Source organism: Variovorax brevis (genome assembly GCF_030317105.1).
Lineage (GTDB): Bacteria > Pseudomonadota > Gammaproteobacteria > Burkholderiales > Burkholderiaceae_C > Variovorax > Variovorax brevis.
Genome location: NZ_JASZYG010000023.1, coordinates 54,032 through 71,337, shown reverse-complemented (window position 1 = coordinate 71,337; position 17,306 = coordinate 54,032). Strand labels below are relative to the sequence as shown.

12 protein-coding genes are annotated in these 17,306 nt (G+C 67.9%); all 12 read left to right on the top strand.

From position 1 onward, the window contains the following. Positions 1 to 373 precede the first annotated feature (373 nt). Positions 374 to 1,708, top strand: a complete 1,335-nt coding sequence (tssK, locus tag QTI66_RS34585; RefSeq protein ID WP_286564900.1) for a type VI secretion system baseplate subunit TssK — start codon at positions 374 to 376, stop codon at positions 1,706 to 1,708. 5 nt (positions 1,709 to 1,713) lie between these two features. Beyond that, positions 1,714 to 3,069 (top strand): DotU family type VI secretion system protein, encoded by a 1,356-nt coding sequence (locus tag QTI66_RS34580; protein WP_286564899.1) that lies wholly within the window; start codon positions 1,714 to 1,716, stop codon positions 3,067 to 3,069. After that, entirely contained in the window at positions 3,066 to 6,668 is a 3,603-nt protein-coding gene (gene tssM, locus QTI66_RS34575) for a type VI secretion system membrane subunit TssM (protein ID WP_286564898.1), read from the top strand. Before QTI66_RS34580 ends, tssM begins: the two co-directional genes overlap by 4 nt. A 190-nt stretch (positions 6,669 to 6,858) precedes the next feature. Then, positions 6,859 to 7,506 (top strand): type VI secretion system-associated protein TagF, encoded by a 648-nt coding sequence (gene tagF / locus QTI66_RS34570; protein WP_286564897.1) that lies wholly within the window; start codon positions 6,859 to 6,861, stop codon positions 7,504 to 7,506. Beyond that, positions 7,503 to 9,500, top strand: coding sequence for a serine/threonine-protein kinase (locus QTI66_RS34565; RefSeq protein ID WP_286564896.1), 1,998 nt, complete (start codon positions 7,503 to 7,505; stop codon positions 9,498 to 9,500). Before tagF ends, QTI66_RS34565 begins: the two co-directional genes overlap by 4 nt. A gap of 57 nt (positions 9,501 to 9,557) precedes the next feature. Further along, the gene (gene mltA, locus QTI66_RS34560; RefSeq protein WP_286564895.1) at positions 9,558 to 11,249 is read left to right on the top strand and encodes a murein transglycosylase A; all 1,692 of its coding nucleotides are present in this window, start codon (positions 9,558 to 9,560) and stop codon (positions 11,247 to 11,249) included. 111 nt (positions 11,250 to 11,360) lie between these two features. Further along, positions 11,361 to 12,131 (top strand): hypothetical protein, encoded by a 771-nt coding sequence (locus QTI66_RS34555; protein ID WP_286564894.1) that lies wholly within the window; start codon positions 11,361 to 11,363, stop codon positions 12,129 to 12,131. 91 nt (positions 12,132 to 12,222) lie between these two features. After that, positions 12,223 to 13,353, top strand: coding sequence for a hypothetical protein (locus QTI66_RS34550; protein WP_286564893.1), 1,131 nt, complete (start codon positions 12,223 to 12,225; stop codon positions 13,351 to 13,353). A gap of 15 nt (positions 13,354 to 13,368) precedes the next feature. Then, positions 13,369 to 15,354, top strand: coding sequence for a caspase family protein (locus QTI66_RS34545; protein WP_286564892.1), 1,986 nt, complete (start codon positions 13,369 to 13,371; stop codon positions 15,352 to 15,354). 30 nt (positions 15,355 to 15,384) lie between these two features. Then, on the top strand, positions 15,385 to 15,942 hold the full coding sequence (locus QTI66_RS34540; RefSeq protein WP_286564891.1) for a type VI secretion system tube protein Hcp: 558 nt from the start codon (positions 15,385 to 15,387) through the stop codon (positions 15,940 to 15,942). Between the two features lie 10 nt (positions 15,943 to 15,952). Continuing rightward, positions 15,953 to 16,807, top strand: coding sequence for a type VI secretion system accessory protein TagJ (locus QTI66_RS34535; protein ID WP_286564890.1), 855 nt, complete (start codon positions 15,953 to 15,955; stop codon positions 16,805 to 16,807). Beyond that, on the top strand, positions 16,800 to 17,303 hold the full coding sequence (gene tssE, locus QTI66_RS34530; RefSeq protein ID WP_286564889.1) for a type VI secretion system baseplate subunit TssE: 504 nt from the start codon (positions 16,800 to 16,802) through the stop codon (positions 17,301 to 17,303). The genes QTI66_RS34535 and tssE overlap by 8 nt, the downstream gene beginning before the upstream one ends. Positions 17,304 to 17,306: the final 3 nt, after the last annotated feature.

Sequence of the window (17,306 nt, the reverse complement as noted above, 5' to 3'; positions counted from 1 at the left end):
GGTATGCCTGTGGGCGGCTGTTGAGCCTGCGGCGAGGAACGGAGCGACAGGCGGGAAAAGGGCCGCAGCTGTTTGAGGGCCACGCAGTGGACCGAGTTCTGCGGACCCCGCCTGTCGTGAGTACCAGCAGCGAAGTCCGAAGGACCGCAGGCGTCAGCCGACCACAGGCATACCGCCCGCCGACGCCGCCCCACCACCACAGGCAACTGTTTCAACCCCGCCCCCAAGAAAACCAGGCCGCACCCAAACCCCTAGTCCCTTCGCCTTAGTCTCATTAAGGGACTCCTAGGCCGTTAGGTGGATTTGCCGCCGCCCGCAAGCGCCGGAAACTTGAAGTTTCTGGCACCCCTGCTTTGAAGGACGGAGCGCGCGGATGAGCTGGCGGACAAAAGTGGTTTGGAGCGAGGGGATGCTTTTGCAGCCCCAGCACCTGCAGCAAAGCGAGCGCCACGCCGAATACGCACGGCATCTGCTCCTTCGTTCCACCACGCCCTATGCATGGGGCGTGGCCGAGCTGGAGATCGACACCGCTGCGCTCGCGCTGGGCAAGCTCGCGCTCGTGCGCGCCGTCGGCGTGTTCGGCGACGGCACGCCCTTCGACATGCCCGCTGTCGACCCCCTGCCTGAAGCCATCGACATCCCGGCCACCATGCGCGACGAAGCCGTCGTGCTCGCACTGCCGCTTCGCCGCGCCGGCGCCCGCGAGGCCGACGCCGAAACCTTCGAAGACCTCGTGCGGCACCGCGTCATGGAAGTCGACGTGCCCGACTCCAACACCGCCGGCGAACGCAGTGCCATGCTGCAGCTGGGCAAGCTGCACACGCGCCTGCTGCGTGCCAGCGATGCAACCGACGCGTGGACCACCCTCAAGATCGCACGCGTCGTCGAACGGCGCGTGGACAACCAGGTGCAGCTCGACCGCCACTTCGTGCCGCCGCTGCTCGACGTCGCAGGACATGCGCTCGTCAAGTCATGGCTGGACGAACTGATCGGCCTGCTGCGCCAGCGCGGCAATGAACTCGTCGGCTCGCTCACGCCCGGCGGCACGGGCGGCGTCGCCGAGATCGCCGACTTCCTGATGCTGCAAACCATCAACCGGCAAGAGGCCGTGTTCGCGCACCTGCAACGCAGCGCGATGGTGCACCCGCAGCACTTCTTCGAGCATGCGCTCTCGCTGGCCGGTGACCTCATCACCTTTCGCGACTCGCGGCGCACGACCAAGTTCGGGCCTTATGTGCACGACGACCTGGCGCTGAGTTTCAGGCCCGTCATGGAAGACCTGCGGCGCAGCTTCTCCATCGTGTTCGAGCGGCCGGCCGTACGCATCGAACTGCACGACCGCAAGAACAAGGTCCATGTGGCCGTCATCAAGAACGTGGAGTTGCAGCGCTCGGCCATCTTCGTGCTCGCCGCCAATGCCAACATGCCCAGCGAGGCACTGCGTGCGCGCTTTCCGACGCAAGTCACCATTGGGCCGGTCGAACGCATTCGCGAACTGGTGACCCAGGCGCTGCCGGGCGTGGTGCTGACGCCGCTGCCCGTCGCGCCGCGGCAGATCCCGTTTCACGCGGGCGCCAGCTACTTCGAGCTTGAAACGCGCAACAGCGATCTCTGGCGACAGCTGGAGCAATCGGGCGGCGTGGCGATGCACGTGGCGGGCGACTTTCCCGGACTCGAGCTGGCGTTTTGGGCGATTAGACAGGGGTGAACGTCATGGCCACCACTCCAGACGATCCTTTTGCTGCATACGAATCCGAGCGCACCGTCATCAAACCCAAGCCGCGGCCTTCGTCCGCCAACGCGCCTTCGCCGGCGACGATGACTGCGATGACAGGCAGTGCCTTCGAATCGGCATCGCCGGCCGACAGCACCGACTTGGGCCTGCTCAATCCGCTGGTGTCTGCCGCAGGCCGCCTGCTGATGCTCATCGGCAAGCTGCGCAACCTCGTGCAGCCGCGTGACGTGGCCGCGCTGCGTTCCTCGGCGGCCGATGCGGTGAACCAGTTCGACGCCAACGCGCGCCGCGCCGGCGTCGGCAACGAGACGGTGCTGGCCGCGCGCTATGTGCTGTGCACCGCGCTCGACGAAGCGGTGTCCAACACGCCCTGGGGCGTGCAGGCCGGCTGGAACCACCAGAGCCTGCTCGTGCAGTTCCACAACGAGGCGCAGGGCGGCGAGAAGGTGTTCCAGCTGCTGGCCAAGCTGGCGCAAGACGTGCCCACGCATCGCCAGCTGCTGGAACTCATCTACAGCGTGCTGGCGCTGGGCTTCGAAGGGCGCTATCGCGTCATCCCCAACGGCCGCGGCCAACTCGACAGCGTGCGGCAGCGGCTGGCCGACCTCATTGCCAAGGACCGGCCGGTGGTGGAAGCCGAACTGTCGCCGCACTGGCGCGGCGAGGGCGCGGGCACGGTACGGCTGCGCGAGTCGCTGCCGCTGTGGGTGTTCGGCGTGCTGTTCCTGCTGATCTTGGCGCTGGCGTGGTTCGGGCTGCGCATGATGCTCAACAACCGGTCGGACCAGACCTATGCGCAGGTGTCCGGGCTGCGCGTGCCCAACCTGCAGATCGCACCGCCGGCCGTCGTCATCCCGGCCAAGGCGCCGCGGCTGGCCAAGTTCCTCGAGCCCGAAGTCAAGGCAGGCTTGGTGACCGTCACCGACGAGGCCGATCGCAGCACCGTGCGCTTGCGTGGCGACAGCCTCTTTGCATCGGGCAGCGCGGAGCCGATGGCGCAGTCGCTGCCGGTGCTCAATCGCGTCGGGCAGGCGCTGGCCGAGGTCAAGGGCGAGGTGCTCATCACCGGCCATTCCGACAACCAGCCGATCCGCTCGATGCGCTATCCGTCCAACTGGCATCTGTCGGCCGCGCGCGCCGATGCGGTGAAGGGCGCGCTTTCGACCGTGGTGGATCCGGCCCGCATGAAGTCCGATGGCAAGGCCGACCAGGAGCCGGTTGCGGCCAATGACACGCCGGTCAATCGGGCGCGCAACCGGCGTGTGGACATCGTGCTGCTCAGTCCGCCCGAACAGGTCGCCGCCGACCTTGCCGCAGCGGGGGTGAAGAAATGATCAAGAAGATCTTCGGGTGGATCTTCAATCCGCTGCTGCTCACGCTGCTGGCACTGCTGGTCATCAGCTATCTGATCTGGTGGATCGGCCCGTCCATCAAGGTGGGCGAGAAGGAGCCGCTGGCCAGCGAGTTGTCGCGCCAGATCACCATCGGCGTCATCGTGCTGCTGGTGCTGCTGCGCGTGTTGCTGCGCAGCTTCCGCGCGCGCAAGGCGAGCCAGCACCTGACTGCCACCCTCATGAAGGCGCCGGTCGCGGCCAAGGCAGAAAAAGAAGTCAGCGCCGAGCAAAAGATTCTCGATGAGCGCTTCACGGACGCCGTCGCCACGCTCAAGCAGATGCGCCTGCATGCCGCCGGAAAGAAGCCGGGCTTGCGCGACTGGCTGTCGCTGTCGGGCGGCAACTACCTCTACGACTTGCCGTGGTACGTGTTCATCGGCGCACCGGGCGCGGGCAAGACCACGGCGCTCATCAACTCGGGCCTCTCGTTTCCGCTGGCCGAGAAGTTCGGCGCGGGCGCCATCAAGGGCGTGGGCGGCACGCGCAACTGCGACTGGTGGTTCACTGACGACGCGGTGCTCATCGACACGGCCGGCCGCTACACCACGCAGGACAGCCATCAGGCCGAGGACAAGAGCGCGTGGGAAGGCTTCCTGGGCCTCTTGAAAAAAGTGCGCCCGCGCCGACCGCTCAACGGCGTGTTCCTCACCGTGAGCGTGGGCGACCTGTTGACTCAGGGCACCGAAGCGCGCACCACGCTGGCAGCGCAGATCCGCGCGCGCCTGCTTGAACTGGACGCCAAGCTCACGACGCGCTTGCCGGTCTACGTGCTCGTCACCATGGGCGACCTGCTCTACGGCTTTTCCGAATACTTCGACGAACTCGGCAAGGAACAGCGCGCACAGGTGTTCGGCTTCACGCTCTCCACCGAAGAGGGCGCCAAGGTGACGGAGCAGGGCATCGGCGCAACCTTCAACCGCGAGTTCAGCCTGCTGCACAAGCGCGTCAACGAAGGCGTGATTGCACGCATGCAGCGCGAGCCGGATGGCGCGCGGCGTGCGGCCATCTTCGGCTTTCCGGCGCAGTTCGGCGCGGTCGGTCCCTTGCTGTCGGACTTGCTGGAACAGGTCTTCACCGGCTCGCGCTTTGCACAGCCGCCGTGGGTGCGCGGCGTGTACTTCACCAGCGCCACGCAGCAGGGCAGCCCCATCGACCGCGTGATGGGCAGCCTTGCGCGCACCTTCAGCCTCGAACGTGCGCAACTGCCGCCGCAAAAGAGCACCGGGCGCAGCTACTTCATCACCTCGCTGCTCAAGGAGGTCGTGTTTCCCGAGCAGCGCCTGGCCGGCGCCGACCTGAAGTTCGAGCGCAAGCGCAACACGATGCGCTTTGCCGCGGTGTTCGGAATGATGGCCGTGACGGCGCTGTTGCTGGCGGCCTGGGGCTACAGCGCGTGGCAGAACGAGCGCTACCTCGATGCCGTCGAGGCCCGTGTCAAACCCGCACGCGAAACGCTGGCCACGCTGCCAGCACGCGTGCAGAACCTCGTGCAGGTGGCGCCGGTGTTGCAGGGCTTGCGCAACGTCTGGCGCACGCCTGAAAACCGCGACGGCGACGAGCCACTGTCGATGACGCTCGGCCTCTACCAGGGCGACAAGCTCGACGCCGCTGCACGGCTTGCGTACCAGCGCTCGCTCAACGAAGTCTTCCTCCCGCAAGTGGCCAAGCGCGTGGAAGACCAGTTGCGCACCGCGCAGAAGGACAACCTCGAGTTCACCTACGAGGCGCTCAAGAGCTACGTCATGCTGATGGATCCGAAGTACTTCGACGCCGACGCGCTCAAGGCATGGATCACGCTCGACTGGTCGCGCAGCATCGACCGCGGCGTACCCGAAGACCAGCGCAAGCTGCTGGAAGACCAGCTCGACGTGCTCTTTGCGCAAGGCCCGCCGCGCTCGCCGCTCAAGATGGACGAGAACCTGGTGCGCAGCGTGCGCGCCCTGCTCGCCAGCTACCCGCTGGAGCAGCGCGTGTTCAGCCGCCTCAAGCGCAAGAATCTCGGCAAGGACATTCCGCCTTTCACCATCGCCAACGCCGCAGGCCCCTCCGGGCCGCTGGTGTTCGAGCGCATCAGCGGCAAGCCGCTCACCGAGGGCATCCCGGGCGTGTTCACTTATGACGGCTATCACAAGCGCTTCCAGGCCGAGGTGGTGGTGGTCACCACGCTGCTGGCCAGCGAAGAGCCGTGGGTGCTCGGCGAAGACCGCAACGCGGCCAGGCGGCTGCAGGACGCGGCGCAACTGGGCGTGCTCACCGACCGCGTGCGGCGCCTGTATCTCGAGGAATACGTGAAGGTGTGGGAAGCCCTTCTGGCCGACGTGCGGCTGGTGCGCACCACGCAACTGGACAAGAGCATCGAGATCTCGCGCATCCTCTCGGGCGCGAACTCGCCGCTGGCACTCTTCATGCGCGCCGTGGTCAAGGAGACGACGCTCATTCCGGCCGAGACCAACAGCGTGGTGAGCAAGGCCACCGAGACCGTGCGCAACACGCGCAAGGGTCTTGAAGAGCTGCTCGGCACTGCCGACAAGACTCAGGTGGTAGCGCCGGGCAAGCGCATCGAGAGCATCGTGGACGACCGCTTTGCGTTGCTGCGCCAGCAGGTCGTGTCAGCGGTGCCGGGGGCGCCTGCGCCGCTGGACGACACGCTCAAGCTCTTCAACGACGTGAACGTGTACCTCGTGGCGGTCGACACGGCGGTCAAGGCCAAGGCCTCGATGCCGCCGGGCGACACGGCCGGCAAGCTCAAGGGCGCGGCTGCGCGGCTGCCCGAGCCGATGCGCTCGATGGTCGAGAACTTGAGCCAAGCCGGCGCCGTGCAGGCCAGCGCCGCCGAGCGCGGCAACCTCAGCTCGGACTTGAAGCCGGTGACGGACTTCTGCACCCGCGCCATCGCCGGCCGCTATCCCTTCGTGCAAAGCAGCAAGAACGATGTGCTGCCGGCGGACTTCGGCCAGATGTTCGGACCGGGTGGATTGATGGACAGCTTCTTCCAGAAGCGCCTGGCCGAACTGGTCGACACCAGCTCCACGCCGTGGCGCTACAAGCCGGTGGCCGACCGCGGGGCGGTGACCACGCAGGCGCTTGCGCAGTTCGAGCGCGCGGCGCGCATCAAGGACATCTTCTTCCGCGGCGGGCCGGGCGGACCGGCGATGCGGCTGGACTTCAAGCCGGTGGAAATGGACGAGAACATCACGCAGTTCACGCTCGACGTGGACGGGCAACTCGTGAAGTACTCGCACGGTCCTGTGGTGCCGATGACCATCCAGTGGCCCGGTCCGAAGGGCAGCAACCTGGTGCGGCTGGAGGTGAACCCGCCATCGGCCTCCGGTCCCTCGGGGCAGTCGGTCACCGGGCCTTGGGCCTTGTTCCGCGTGCTGGATGACGGCGCGCTCGAGGCCGGCGCCGCGCCCGAGAAATTCTTCATCACCTTCCAGGTCGGCGCCCGCCGCGCGCGCTTCGAAGTCACGACGAACAGCGTGCAGCATCCGATCCGCCTGAAAGAGTTGCGGGAGTTCGCGTGTCCCCAAGGGTTGTAAATGCTCGCCCCCAGGCTTGCCCACTTCGTGTGGCCTCCAATCCCCTGCCGGGGGCAACACCAGCGGCCCGGAGGACTATTGCTCGCCCCCAGGCTTGCCCACTTCGTGTGGCCTCCAACCCCCTGCCGGGGGCAACACCAGCGGCCCGGCAAAGCCGGTTCCGCGGTGTTCCGCGCAAAGAGGGGTTGGCATGAGTGAGCGTGATGTGCCTGTTCCGGACATCCTGCCCGGCTGGTACGGCAAGTTGCCGGGCATGGGGGACTTCGCGCATCGACGCGTGCCGGACGCCTTCCGCCAGGCGTGGGACCGGTGGCTGCAGAACGGCCTGGCCCAACTGCGGGCGCGCCATGAAGATTGGACCGATCGCTATCTCAAGGCGCCGCTGTGGTGCTTCGTGCTGGGCGACGGCGTGATCGGCGAGCCCTCGTGGATCGGCGTGCTGATGCCTTCGGTCGATTCGGTCGGGCGCTACTTTCCCTTCACCATCGTCGATGAGCTCGTGTGGGCGCCGGCCGAGTTGCGCGGCGATGTGCTCAGCCGTGCGCAACGCTGGTTCGTGATGGCGGCGCAGGTGGCCGTCGACGGCCTCGACAAGGATCTGGACGCGTCGCGCTTCGAGGCCTTGCTGTTGCAGAGCTTCAGCGTCGAGCAGGCCGCCCCGTCGCTGCAGGAGCAGAGCGACGAGGCCGAGATGGCATTGCCCGAGTTCGGCCAGTCGCTGTGGTTCACCGATCCCGCGGCCGAAACAGGGCAGGCCATGAGCACCCAGGGCCTGCCGCAAGACGAGCAGTTCGAAACGCTGTTCGGCTACGCGGCGGGGCATGAGGAGCAGCCGTGAACAGCACCGGCCGCAACGACGACGCCATGGGCGACGACCTGGACCCGACGCAGGTCATCACTGGCGCACCGGCACCGGCACCGGCACCCGCAGCGGCACCCGCACCCGCGGCGGCCGCCAAGGGCGATGCCGCGGACGCCACGCTGATCCACGGCGCCGGCGCGACCGAAGACCCGGCCACCCTGCTCGCAACCCCCGCCACGGTCGTGTCCACCATGCCGCCCGCCAATCGCGCGTCGCCGCAGGCCGCGGATGCGTCGCTGCTCCCCGTGGGCAGCCGCATCTCCGAATTCGAGGTGACGCGCATCGTCGGCCAGGGCGGTTTCGGCGTGGTGTACGAAGCGTGGGACACCGACCTGGAACGCGTGGTGGCCGTCAAGGAATACCTGCCCGTGTCGCTGTCGATGCGCCAGGCCGGCGGCACCGTCGTGCCGCTCTCGGAACGCACCAAGGACACCTTCGACCTGGGCATGCGCAGCTTCATCAACGAGGCCAAGCTGCTGGCGCAGTTCGACCACCCGTCGCTGCTGAAAGTGCTGCGCTTCTGGCAGGAGCGCGGCACGGCCTACATGGCCATGCCGTTCTACCGCGGCGACACGATGCGCCAGGCGCTGGCCACCATGACCGGCGGCGTGGACGAGCGCTGGTTGCTGAACATCGTGGACGGCGTGACGCAGGCCCTGTCGGTGATGCACGCGGCGCGTTGCTACCACCGCGACATCGCGCCCGACAACATCATCCTGCTGGCCGATTCGGGCCGGCCGGTGCTGCTGGACTTCGGTGCCGCGCGCCGGGTGATCACCGACAAGACGCAGGCGATCACCGTCATCCTCAAGCCGGGGTATGCACCCATCGAGCAATACGCCGAGATGCCCGACATGTCGCAAGGCGCGTGGACCGACGTGTATGCGCTGGCCGCCGTGATGCACGTGGCGGTCACGGGCCGCGCACCGCCGCCTTCGGTGGCGCGGCTGCTGTCGGACAGCTATGTGCCGCTCACCGGCAACGAGGCCTTGCGCGCGCGCTACAGCGAGCAACTGTTGACCACCATCGACGCGGGCCTCGGCGTGCGGCCGGAGTCGCGTCCGCAATCGATGGCGCAGATGCGCACCCTGCTGGGCTTTGATGGCGGCGCGACGGTGATCGTGTCGGCGCCCGTCGTGCGCCCCTCGCGGCAGGGAGAGGAGAAGACCTTCCTGCAGTCCGCACCGCCCACGACCGTGCCCGGGAAAACTCCCGAAGACGACGGCGGCGGCGGCAAGGGCAAGCTGGTGGCCATCGCGGCGGCGGTGCTGGTGGCGGTGGCCGGCGGCGGCGCATGGTGGTGGTCGCAGCAGGGCAAGGACAAGCCGGTCGACATCGCGCAACAGGAATCCAGGCCGCCCGTTGCCGGCCCCCAACCGCCGGACGACAAGATCGCAGGGCAGGTGACGCCACCCCCATCACCACCGACCCAGCCAGAGAAGCCCGTCGTCATCCCGCCCGTCTCGCCCAGCGATTCGCTCAAGTCGCTGGCCAACGGCGCCGCGCCAGGCTTCGTCGTCACGGCGACGCCGCGCAAGGCCGAAGTGAGCATCGGCAAGGACAAGCTGGGCTTCGAAGTGCGCAGCAACCGCGCGGGCTATGTGTATGTGTTCCTGCTGTCCACCGGCAACGAGATGTTCCTGCTCTTTCCGAACCTGCTGGACAAGTACAACAAGATCGCGCCGAACACGCCGCTGTCGCTGCCGCGCGCCTCGTGGCCCATGGACTCGGGCGGGCCGGCGGGCACCAACCAGTTCGCGGTGCTGGTGAGCGAGCACGAGCGCGACTTCACGCAAGCGGGCATGCAAAGCGAAGGCGTGTTCCCGCGATTTCCGCTGCCGGCGCTGGCAGCGCTCGAAGCCTCGCGGGGCACCGGTCCGGCCCCCCTGCTGGGCCAGGCGGTGTGCCCGCCCAACACGGCTTGCAACGACGTCTATGGCGTTGGCAATTTCAGAATCGTCGAGAAGTAATCGTCTGCAAGAGCAGGGTCCGCCGGACCGCTGACCTCATTCGACAGGGAGTCCTACATGACATCACATTCACAACACTTCCCCATGGCCCGCATGACGGCCGCGCAGCGTGCGTGGCTGGCGGGCGCAATGGTTGCGTCGCTGGCCGGTTGCGCGTCGGCGCCGGCGCCGCAATCCACCGCTGCACCGCCGCCGCCTGCCGCATCGACTGCAAGCGGAGCCCCCGCGGCGCCCACGCCGTCCGCTACTCAGCAGGCGCCGGTGCAGATCGGCACGCCGGCTGCGTCCACCGCTTCGTCCCCTTCAGGCGCGTCTCCGCGCGTGGGCGGCAGTGCGCCGCTGGGCGCCAGCGTGGCAGGGCAGTCGCGCACCTTCTCGACGCAACTGGCGACCTACACCTCGGTCGGCTTCGACGCGGTGCCGGGCTGGGTGCGTGACGATTTCGCGGAGACCTGGCCCGCCTTCCTCGGCAGTTGCAAGGTGCTGACCGGCCGCGGGGCGGAGTGGAAGCAGATCTGCGACCGTGCCCGCGCGGTCGATGCCAAGAACAACGTCGCGATCCGCGCCTTCTTCGAGCGCGAGTTCACGGCCTATTCCATCCGCGACGACGACCGCCGGCAAGACGGCGTGGTCACCGGCTATTTCGAACCGGAGATCCAGGGCAGCCGCAACTATGCGCCGCCCTACATCTACCCGGTGTACGGCACGCCCGAAGACATGCTCTTCCTGGATGGGCGCAAGCTGCCTGCAGGTGCCACCAGCGTCGCCGCCAAGGTGCAGGGGCGCGACGTGATCGTGCAGCAAGGCCTGAGCACCCGCGACATGGGCGCACCCGGCCTCTATGCGCTGGACCTCTCGGCCATTTCGCGCGACACGCTGGACCGAAAGATCCGCCTGCGCGTCGAAGGCCGGCGCCTGCTGCCCTACTACACGCGCGAGGAGATCGAAACGCGCGGCGCGCCCAATGCCCGGGTGCTCGCCTTCGTGAGCAACGCCACCGCGCTGTATGAAATGCAGATCCAGGGCTCGGGCCGCGTGCGCCTGTCCAATGGCGACACCATTCGCCTGGCCTATGCGGAACAGAACGGCCAGCCCTTCCGCCCCACGCTGGCGCAGGGCCCGGACGGCAAGCCCAAGAGTGCGATCCGCACGCGCGGCGGCGCAATCGAACTCGACCCGGATGACGACGATGACGACAGCATCGACACCAGTGCGATCCGCGTGCGCGGCTTCACGCTGGCGCGGCCGGTGGACGTCGGCGCGGTCGTGGTGCCGGGTCGCAAGGTGTCGGGAACGGTCACCGGTTCGGGCATCAAGGACCCGAGCTACGTCTTCTTCAAGGAATCGTTGCAGAACACGGGCGGACCGGTGGGCGCATTCGGGGTGCCGCTGTCGGCAGGCCGCTCGATTGCGGTCGATCCGCGCGCCACACCGCTGGGCTACCCGGTGTTCGTCTCCACGCGCTCGCCCGGCACGGGCAACCCGATGCAGCGCCTGACCATCGCGCAGGACACCGGCGGCGCCATTCGCGGCGCGGTGCGAGCGGACTATTTCTTCGGCAACGGACAGCAAGCGGCCAGCGAGGCGCGCCGCATGAAGGAGCGCGGGCAGCTGTGGATCCTGCTGCCGCGCGGACTCGCGGTGGCCCAAGCCTCGACCTCGGGTGCGATTCGTACGCGCGGCGGTGCGGTGGGCGCCAATCTGCCGCAGTGCCTGGTGCCTGACAACGAGAGCTGTGTCGACGACTGACATGACTGCCTCCCGGCTTGCCACTGCGTGTGCTTCGCCACCTCCCGGGGAGGGGGCGCGGCTCGCCTTGGGGCGGCCCGGCGGCGGCCGCATCCCGTGCGCTTCATAGCCATGCAAGACACCCTCTCGACCATCGAAAGCACCGAGCTCGTTCGCCTCTGGCGACGCCGGCATTCGCTGTCGTCCGTCGACATGGGGCGCATGTATGCCATCGTCGGCGAGGCGCTGCGCACCTGCTCGCCGCCGGAACTTCAGGTGCTGGGCGAAGGTCGGCAGGAACTGGTGGCGCAGTTCATCTACGTGAAGGTGCTGCGCCTGGACGCCGACCCCGACGAAACGCCTGAAAACGGCAGGCACGCCGCGGCCGAGGACGACAACCACAGCGCCCCTTCGAGTGCCTATGCGCTGTGCGCCTACTTCCGCCGCTACCTCATCGACTGCACGCGCGCGAGTTCCTTCCGCCGCAAGCTGTCGATCGGGGACCAGATCACCGAGGCGCAGGTGGAGGCTTACGTCGGCGTGCACGAGGCGCCGGAGGCCTGCCTGGCGGAGCACGGGCTGTCATTCGAGGCGGTGCAGGCATCGGCGCGCGCCTTCATTGCCGCGCTGGAGGAGCCCGAGCGCATCCTGGTGTGCGAGGGCTTCGGGCGCGAGGCGGAGGGCGGCATGTCGGGCATTGCGTCGCGCCACGCCATCGCCTCGTATCACTACCGTGCGGGGCGGCTGGGCCTCGTGCACAAGCGGGAAGGGCTGCCGGCGGACTACGCCAAGACCCGGCTGGGCCACTGGATCCAGCACTCGCTGGGCATCGCGATCGCGCCGGACAACATGGACGCGATCCTGCAAGTTTTCAAAATCCTGGGCGCTGAAGCGTCTTCTTAGGGCTAGACCACAGGATTCAAGTATGCCCATCGAACTATGGCCCCCGATCAGCGTCATCCGAAGCCATCTTGAACCGGCATCCGACAGCGCGATGCCAGCGAAAAACGACAACGAGGGCGCCATCGTCACATTGCACCGGGGTGAAACCGCCCCGCAACCGACCGAAGGGGGCGCATCGCACGACCTGATGCTGCCCCTGACCGAACTCGCGCGCCGCCGCGAAGACGTGGCGGCGCGCGCCTTCAACGCACGCTGGGCGCCGGGTCGCCTGGTGAGCATCGTCCACGAAGGACGCATGCTGGGCGTGCTGCTCGACAAGAACCTGGCAGGCGATTTGTGGGAAGGCTGGATGGCCGCGAGCGAGGCCGACTGGGCCGGCGCCTTCGACGTGCTGCTGGAGCCCGAGGACGAGCCCTTCGAGCCGCTTTTCGGCGTGGTGCAGGCGTGGAACCCGGTGGCGATCCGCCAGTCGCCGCACTGGCTGGCGCGCGTGCAGGGCGAGGTGTCGGCCACGCGGCTCGCTGCCATTCGCGCGGTGTACGACGAGTCGATCCACGGCGCGCCGCCCGCCATCGAGCCTGCCCCCGGCCACATCGCGCTGCGTACGGTGAGCGGTGTGTTTTCTGTGCTGTCCGGCACGCCGCTGGGCGGGGACGATCCGCGCATCGACTACCAGTCGCTCTACCGCGACGCCGCGGCGCGTGTCAGTGGTGCACCGCGCGTGGCGCCGCAGGCTGCAGCAGCGCCGCAGGCCGTGGCAGCGTCGCACACGCCGCCGAGCGTGCTGGCACAGGCGCAGCCGGCAAGACCCGCGAGCCACAGCAGCGATGCAGACGACGACAGCGCAGGCATGTGGACGCGCATTCGCCGCTGGTTCAGCGCCGATGCGTTCGTGCGCCCGGCCTTCGCGGTGCTGGCGCTCGTGGTGGTGGTGCAGAACGTGGGCTTGTTCAGCGGCAACACGCTCAGCGAACCCGAGGACGTGCTCTTTCGCGGCGGCGCGCCGGTGGCCGAAGCGGGCAGCCCTTCGGTCGACCTGGTCGTGACGTGGAAGAGCGGCGTGAGCGTGGATGAGTCGGTGCGCCTGCTGCGCTCGATCAACGCCGACGTGGTCGCCGGCCCCGATGCGCGCGGCGCGTGGTACCTGCGCGTGCCCGATCCGGCAAAGAGCAGCGCCACGCTGGACGCCTCCCCGCTGGTTGAAACCGTGGCACCGCCCTGAACCGACGAGACCGCCATGCAAGCCCTGTTGCGTCACCTCTTCATCTGGTTGCTTCTGGCAAGCGGGGTGGGGGCAGGCGCAACGCAGCGTGCCTTGCTGGTGGGCGTGTCGGAGCTGGCGAACCAGCCGCAGTCGCTGTGGCTGCAGGCGCCGCGCAACGACGTGATCCTGATGCGGCAGGCGCTGGCCAAGCAGGGCTTTGCGTCGGGCGACATCACGGTGCTGGCCGATGGCGTGGGCGCTGCCGGACTGCCCGATGCCCAGCAGATCCGCGATTCGTTGGCGCGCCTGCTGGACCAGTCGCGCAGCGGCGACTTCGTGGTGCTTTACTTTTCCGGCCACGGCACGCGCCTGCGCGACAACGCCAAGCGCTACCAGGAGCCAGACGGGCTGGCCGAGAACTTCCTGGCGCGCGATGCACGCATGGGCGCTGCCGCGGGCCAAGCGCTTTCGGGTGGCATGCGCGACGTCGATTTCGATGGCTGGATCCAGGCCTTCCTGGCGCGCGACGTGTTCGTGTGGGCCCTGTTCGACACCTGCTCTGCAGCATCGATGACGCGCGGCGTGCCCGGCCGCATGCAGGCCGACCCCGGCCCCGCCGACGACGAAGTGCGCTTTCGCGGCGTGAAGGTCGATGAACTGGCGCGCAGCAGCATCGGCGCCGCACCCGCGCCGGTCGAGATGGCCGCGCCGCCGGTGGCGCCGGTGCCGCGTGCGCGCTACGTGGCCTTCTTCGCATCGGAGAGCCATCAGGTCACGCCCGAACTGCGCCTGCCGCGCAACGACCGCACGGCGCGTCCGCAGGGGCTGCTCACCTGGGCGGTGACCGAGTCGCTGTCGCGCAGGCCGGCGACCTTTCGCGATCTGTACAACGACGTGGTGTCGCTCTATCCGCCCGTCATCGCGGAGCTGGAGGCGCGCTTTCCGCAGCGTGAATTGCCCTCGCCAGTGGCCGAGGGCAACCTGGATGCGCCGCTGTTCGCCAACGCGCCGGCGCCGCTGTCCACGCGCCCTGCGTGGCCGGCGCGGCGCACGGGCGCGAGCCTTGCGCTCACCGTGGGTCAGCTCGACGGGCTGGAGCCGCAGCAGGACGTGCGCGTGTCCGCCACGCTGGCCGATGGCAATGTGCGCAGCGGCAATGCGCGGCTGGACGCCGTCGACCTGGCGAGTGCGCGCGTGCAGGTGCCGGCTGCCTTGGCGGACCTGGCCGACGCCACCGTTTGGGCCGTGTCGCCGCTCAGCGATCCGCCCTCGGTGGTGCTGCGCGTGCAGACCGATCGCAACCTGCCGCGTGGGCTGAGCCTAGCGTATCCCGCCGCCATTCGTGCAGTGCGCGCCGGCAGCGATGCGGACGTGCGCTGGACGGCGCAAGGCATCGAGGTGCTGTCGCCCACGCTGGCAGCGCTGCTGGGCGATGCGTCGAAGACTCCGCTGATGACCACGGACGCCGCCGAACTGCGACGGCAACTCGTGTCGCTGGCCGAGCTGAAATGGCTGGCGCGCCTGAACACGCTGGCGCAGGACGGACGACTCGATGGCTTCGAAGCCACGATTGAAGTGTGGAACGGCGACAAGCTCGTGCGCAGCATGCCCGCCCTGCAGGCCGCCGCCGCGCCCCAGCCGCCGATGAACGACGGCGAGCGCGCCATGCTCATGGTGCGCAACACCAGCGGCCAGTCGCTGGACCTCGTGATCGTCGGCGTCGATGCCACCGGCGTCATCCGCCAGGTGTTTCCGCAAGCCATCAGCGAGACCAACCGCTTCGAGCGCGGCACGCGCGACGCGCCGTCTGCCAAGCGCTTTGAACTGCCCTGGCTCGGCGCGTCGCGCGGGGGCCGCGTGCTGGTCGTCGCCACGCCGGCTTCGCCCTTCAGCGCACCGCGCCTGTTTGGCGCCAACGCCCCCGACACCATGCCCGACCTGCGCGTTCGCGGCCAGTTGCAGCCTGACCGGCAGCGGCAGGTCTACAGCGCGCTGGTGGGCTGGACATCCGACCGCTAACCCACTTTTTTTCATAGAGGGAGAACGCACATGAGCTGGACACTGGATGGAACCCTGGACCCCGACGAGGCCCTGCGATTGCTGGACCACATGTCGGGCGAGTCCGGAAACGACTTCGTGATGCTGATCGAGAACAAGGGCGCCGTGGTGGAAGGCGAGTCCGATCGCACCTATGAAGACGGCAAGCAGCGCATGGACATCGCCGGCTACAGCTACCTGGCGGAGGTCATCACGCCGCCCGGCGCGAGCAAGGGCAAGGTGCGTTCGTCCACGATGATCGTCGTGCGCGAATGCGACGCGGCCACGGCATCGATCTCGAGCATGCTGAAGAACCAGGACAGCGAGGCCAAGGTGACGCTGTCGGTCTTCAAGGCGGGCGGCGACAGCTCCAAGGACCAGCAGCCTTCGCTGGAGTTCGTCATGGAAGGCGTGCGTGTGCGCACGCACTGCATCCTGACGGGCGGCAAACCCAAGAAGCCTTGCGAAATCATCTACTTCAACTACCGCAAGATCGAGATCAAGTCGGCGCCGCAGAAGAACACCGGCCAACGCGGTGCGGTGCGCAGTTGCGTCTTCTCCGAGGCATGAAAGGCAAGTCATGACACGCTCCGCAGAACTCCTCCAGGCCGGCGACCCGGCCGGTGCGCTCAAGGCGCTCACCGAAGAGATCAAGGCCAAGCCGGGCGACAGCAAGCTGCGCGTCTTCATGGCGCAACTGTTGTGCGTGGTCGGCAAATGGGACCGCGCGCTCAACCAGCTCGGCGTGGCCGCGGAACTCGATGCGCTGGCCGTGCCGATGAAGCAGGTCTACGGCGAGGCCATCAAGTGCGAAGGCGTGCGCGCCGACGTCTTTGCCGGCAAGCGCACGCCGATGATCTTCGGCCAGCCCGACGAGTGGCTGGCCCTGCTCATCGAATCGCTGCTGCGCCACGGCATGGGCGAGGCGCAGATGGCCGAAGACCTGCGCCAGCGCGCTTTCGATGCCGCACCGGCCAGCGCCGGCACCATCGACGGCCAGCCCTTCGAATGGCTCGCCGATGCGGATATGCGCCTTGGCCCTGTCCTGGAGGCGTACATCAACGGCCGCTATTACTGGGTGCCCTTTGCGCGTTTGTCGGAGATCAAGTTCGACGAACCCGAAGACCTGCGCGACTTCGTGTGGCTGCCCGCGCACCTGCAGTTCGAGAACGGCGGCCAAGCACTCGCGCTGGTGCCGACGCGCTATGAAGGCTCCGAGAAAAGCGAAGACGGCGCGCTGCAGCTGGCACGCAAGACCGAGTGGCGCGAGCTGCATCCTGAAGTGTGGGCGGGCGTCGGCCAGCGCATGTGGAGCAGCGACGCGGGCGACCATGCCTTGATGGACGTGCGCGAGATCCTCTTTGCCGACAGCGGCGACGCCGACGAAGCGCCGCAGGACGCGGCGCAGCAGCCAGCGGGCGATGCCCATGGCTGAGCTCATCGCGCAGGAGCGTCTGCAGCCTTCGCTGCTCGATCGCCTGATCGACAACGCGCCCACCGAAAAGCGCGAGAGCGACGACAAGCGAACGCTCACCAAGCAGGCGCTGCGCCAAGCCGTGCTGCGCGACCTGACGTGGCTCTTCAACGCGACGAGCTACGGGCTGCCGTACGACGACAAGCGCTACCCGAACGCGGCACGCTCGGTGCTCAATTACGGATTGCCTATGCTGTCTGGACAGTTCACGTCATCGGTTCAGCGTGTCAGCATGGAACAGGCTTTGAAGAACGCGATCCTGCAGTTCGAGCCTCGCATCCTGCCCCGAACACTCGAAGTGGAACTCGTCATGGAAGGCTCGGCACTGGAATCCCACAACCGCATCGGCCTGCAGATTCGCGGCATGCTGTGGGCGCAACCCGTGCCTTTGGAGTTCCTGATGCGAAGCCGCATCGACTTGGAGGAAGGCCGGATCGAAATCGAAGAATCGCCGTAAGGG

Coding starts and splice junctions, on each gene's coding strand:
- QTI66_RS34535 (WP_286564890.1), top strand. CDS start 15,953: ATGACACGCTCCGCAGAACTCCTCCAGGCCGGCGACCCGGCCGGTGCG.
- mltA (WP_286564895.1), top strand. CDS start 9,558: ATGACATCACATTCACAACACTTCCCCATGGCCCGCATGACGGCCGCG.
- tagF (WP_286564897.1), top strand. CDS start 6,859: ATGAGTGAGCGTGATGTGCCTGTTCCGGACATCCTGCCCGGCTGGTAC.
- tssM (WP_286564898.1), top strand. CDS start 3,066: ATGATCAAGAAGATCTTCGGGTGGATCTTCAATCCGCTGCTGCTCACG.
- QTI66_RS34540 (WP_286564891.1), top strand. CDS start 15,385: ATGAGCTGGACACTGGATGGAACCCTGGACCCCGACGAGGCCCTGCGA.
- QTI66_RS34545 (WP_286564892.1), top strand. CDS start 13,369: ATGCAAGCCCTGTTGCGTCACCTCTTCATCTGGTTGCTTCTGGCAAGC.
- QTI66_RS34580 (WP_286564899.1), top strand. CDS start 1,714: ATGGCCACCACTCCAGACGATCCTTTTGCTGCATACGAATCCGAGCGC.
- QTI66_RS34550 (WP_286564893.1), top strand. CDS start 12,223: ATGCCAGCGAAAAACGACAACGAGGGCGCCATCGTCACATTGCACCGG.
- tssK (WP_286564900.1), top strand. CDS start 374: ATGAGCTGGCGGACAAAAGTGGTTTGGAGCGAGGGGATGCTTTTGCAG.
- tssE (WP_286564889.1), top strand. CDS start 16,800: ATGGCTGAGCTCATCGCGCAGGAGCGTCTGCAGCCTTCGCTGCTCGAT.
- QTI66_RS34555 (WP_286564894.1), top strand. CDS start 11,361: ATGCAAGACACCCTCTCGACCATCGAAAGCACCGAGCTCGTTCGCCTC.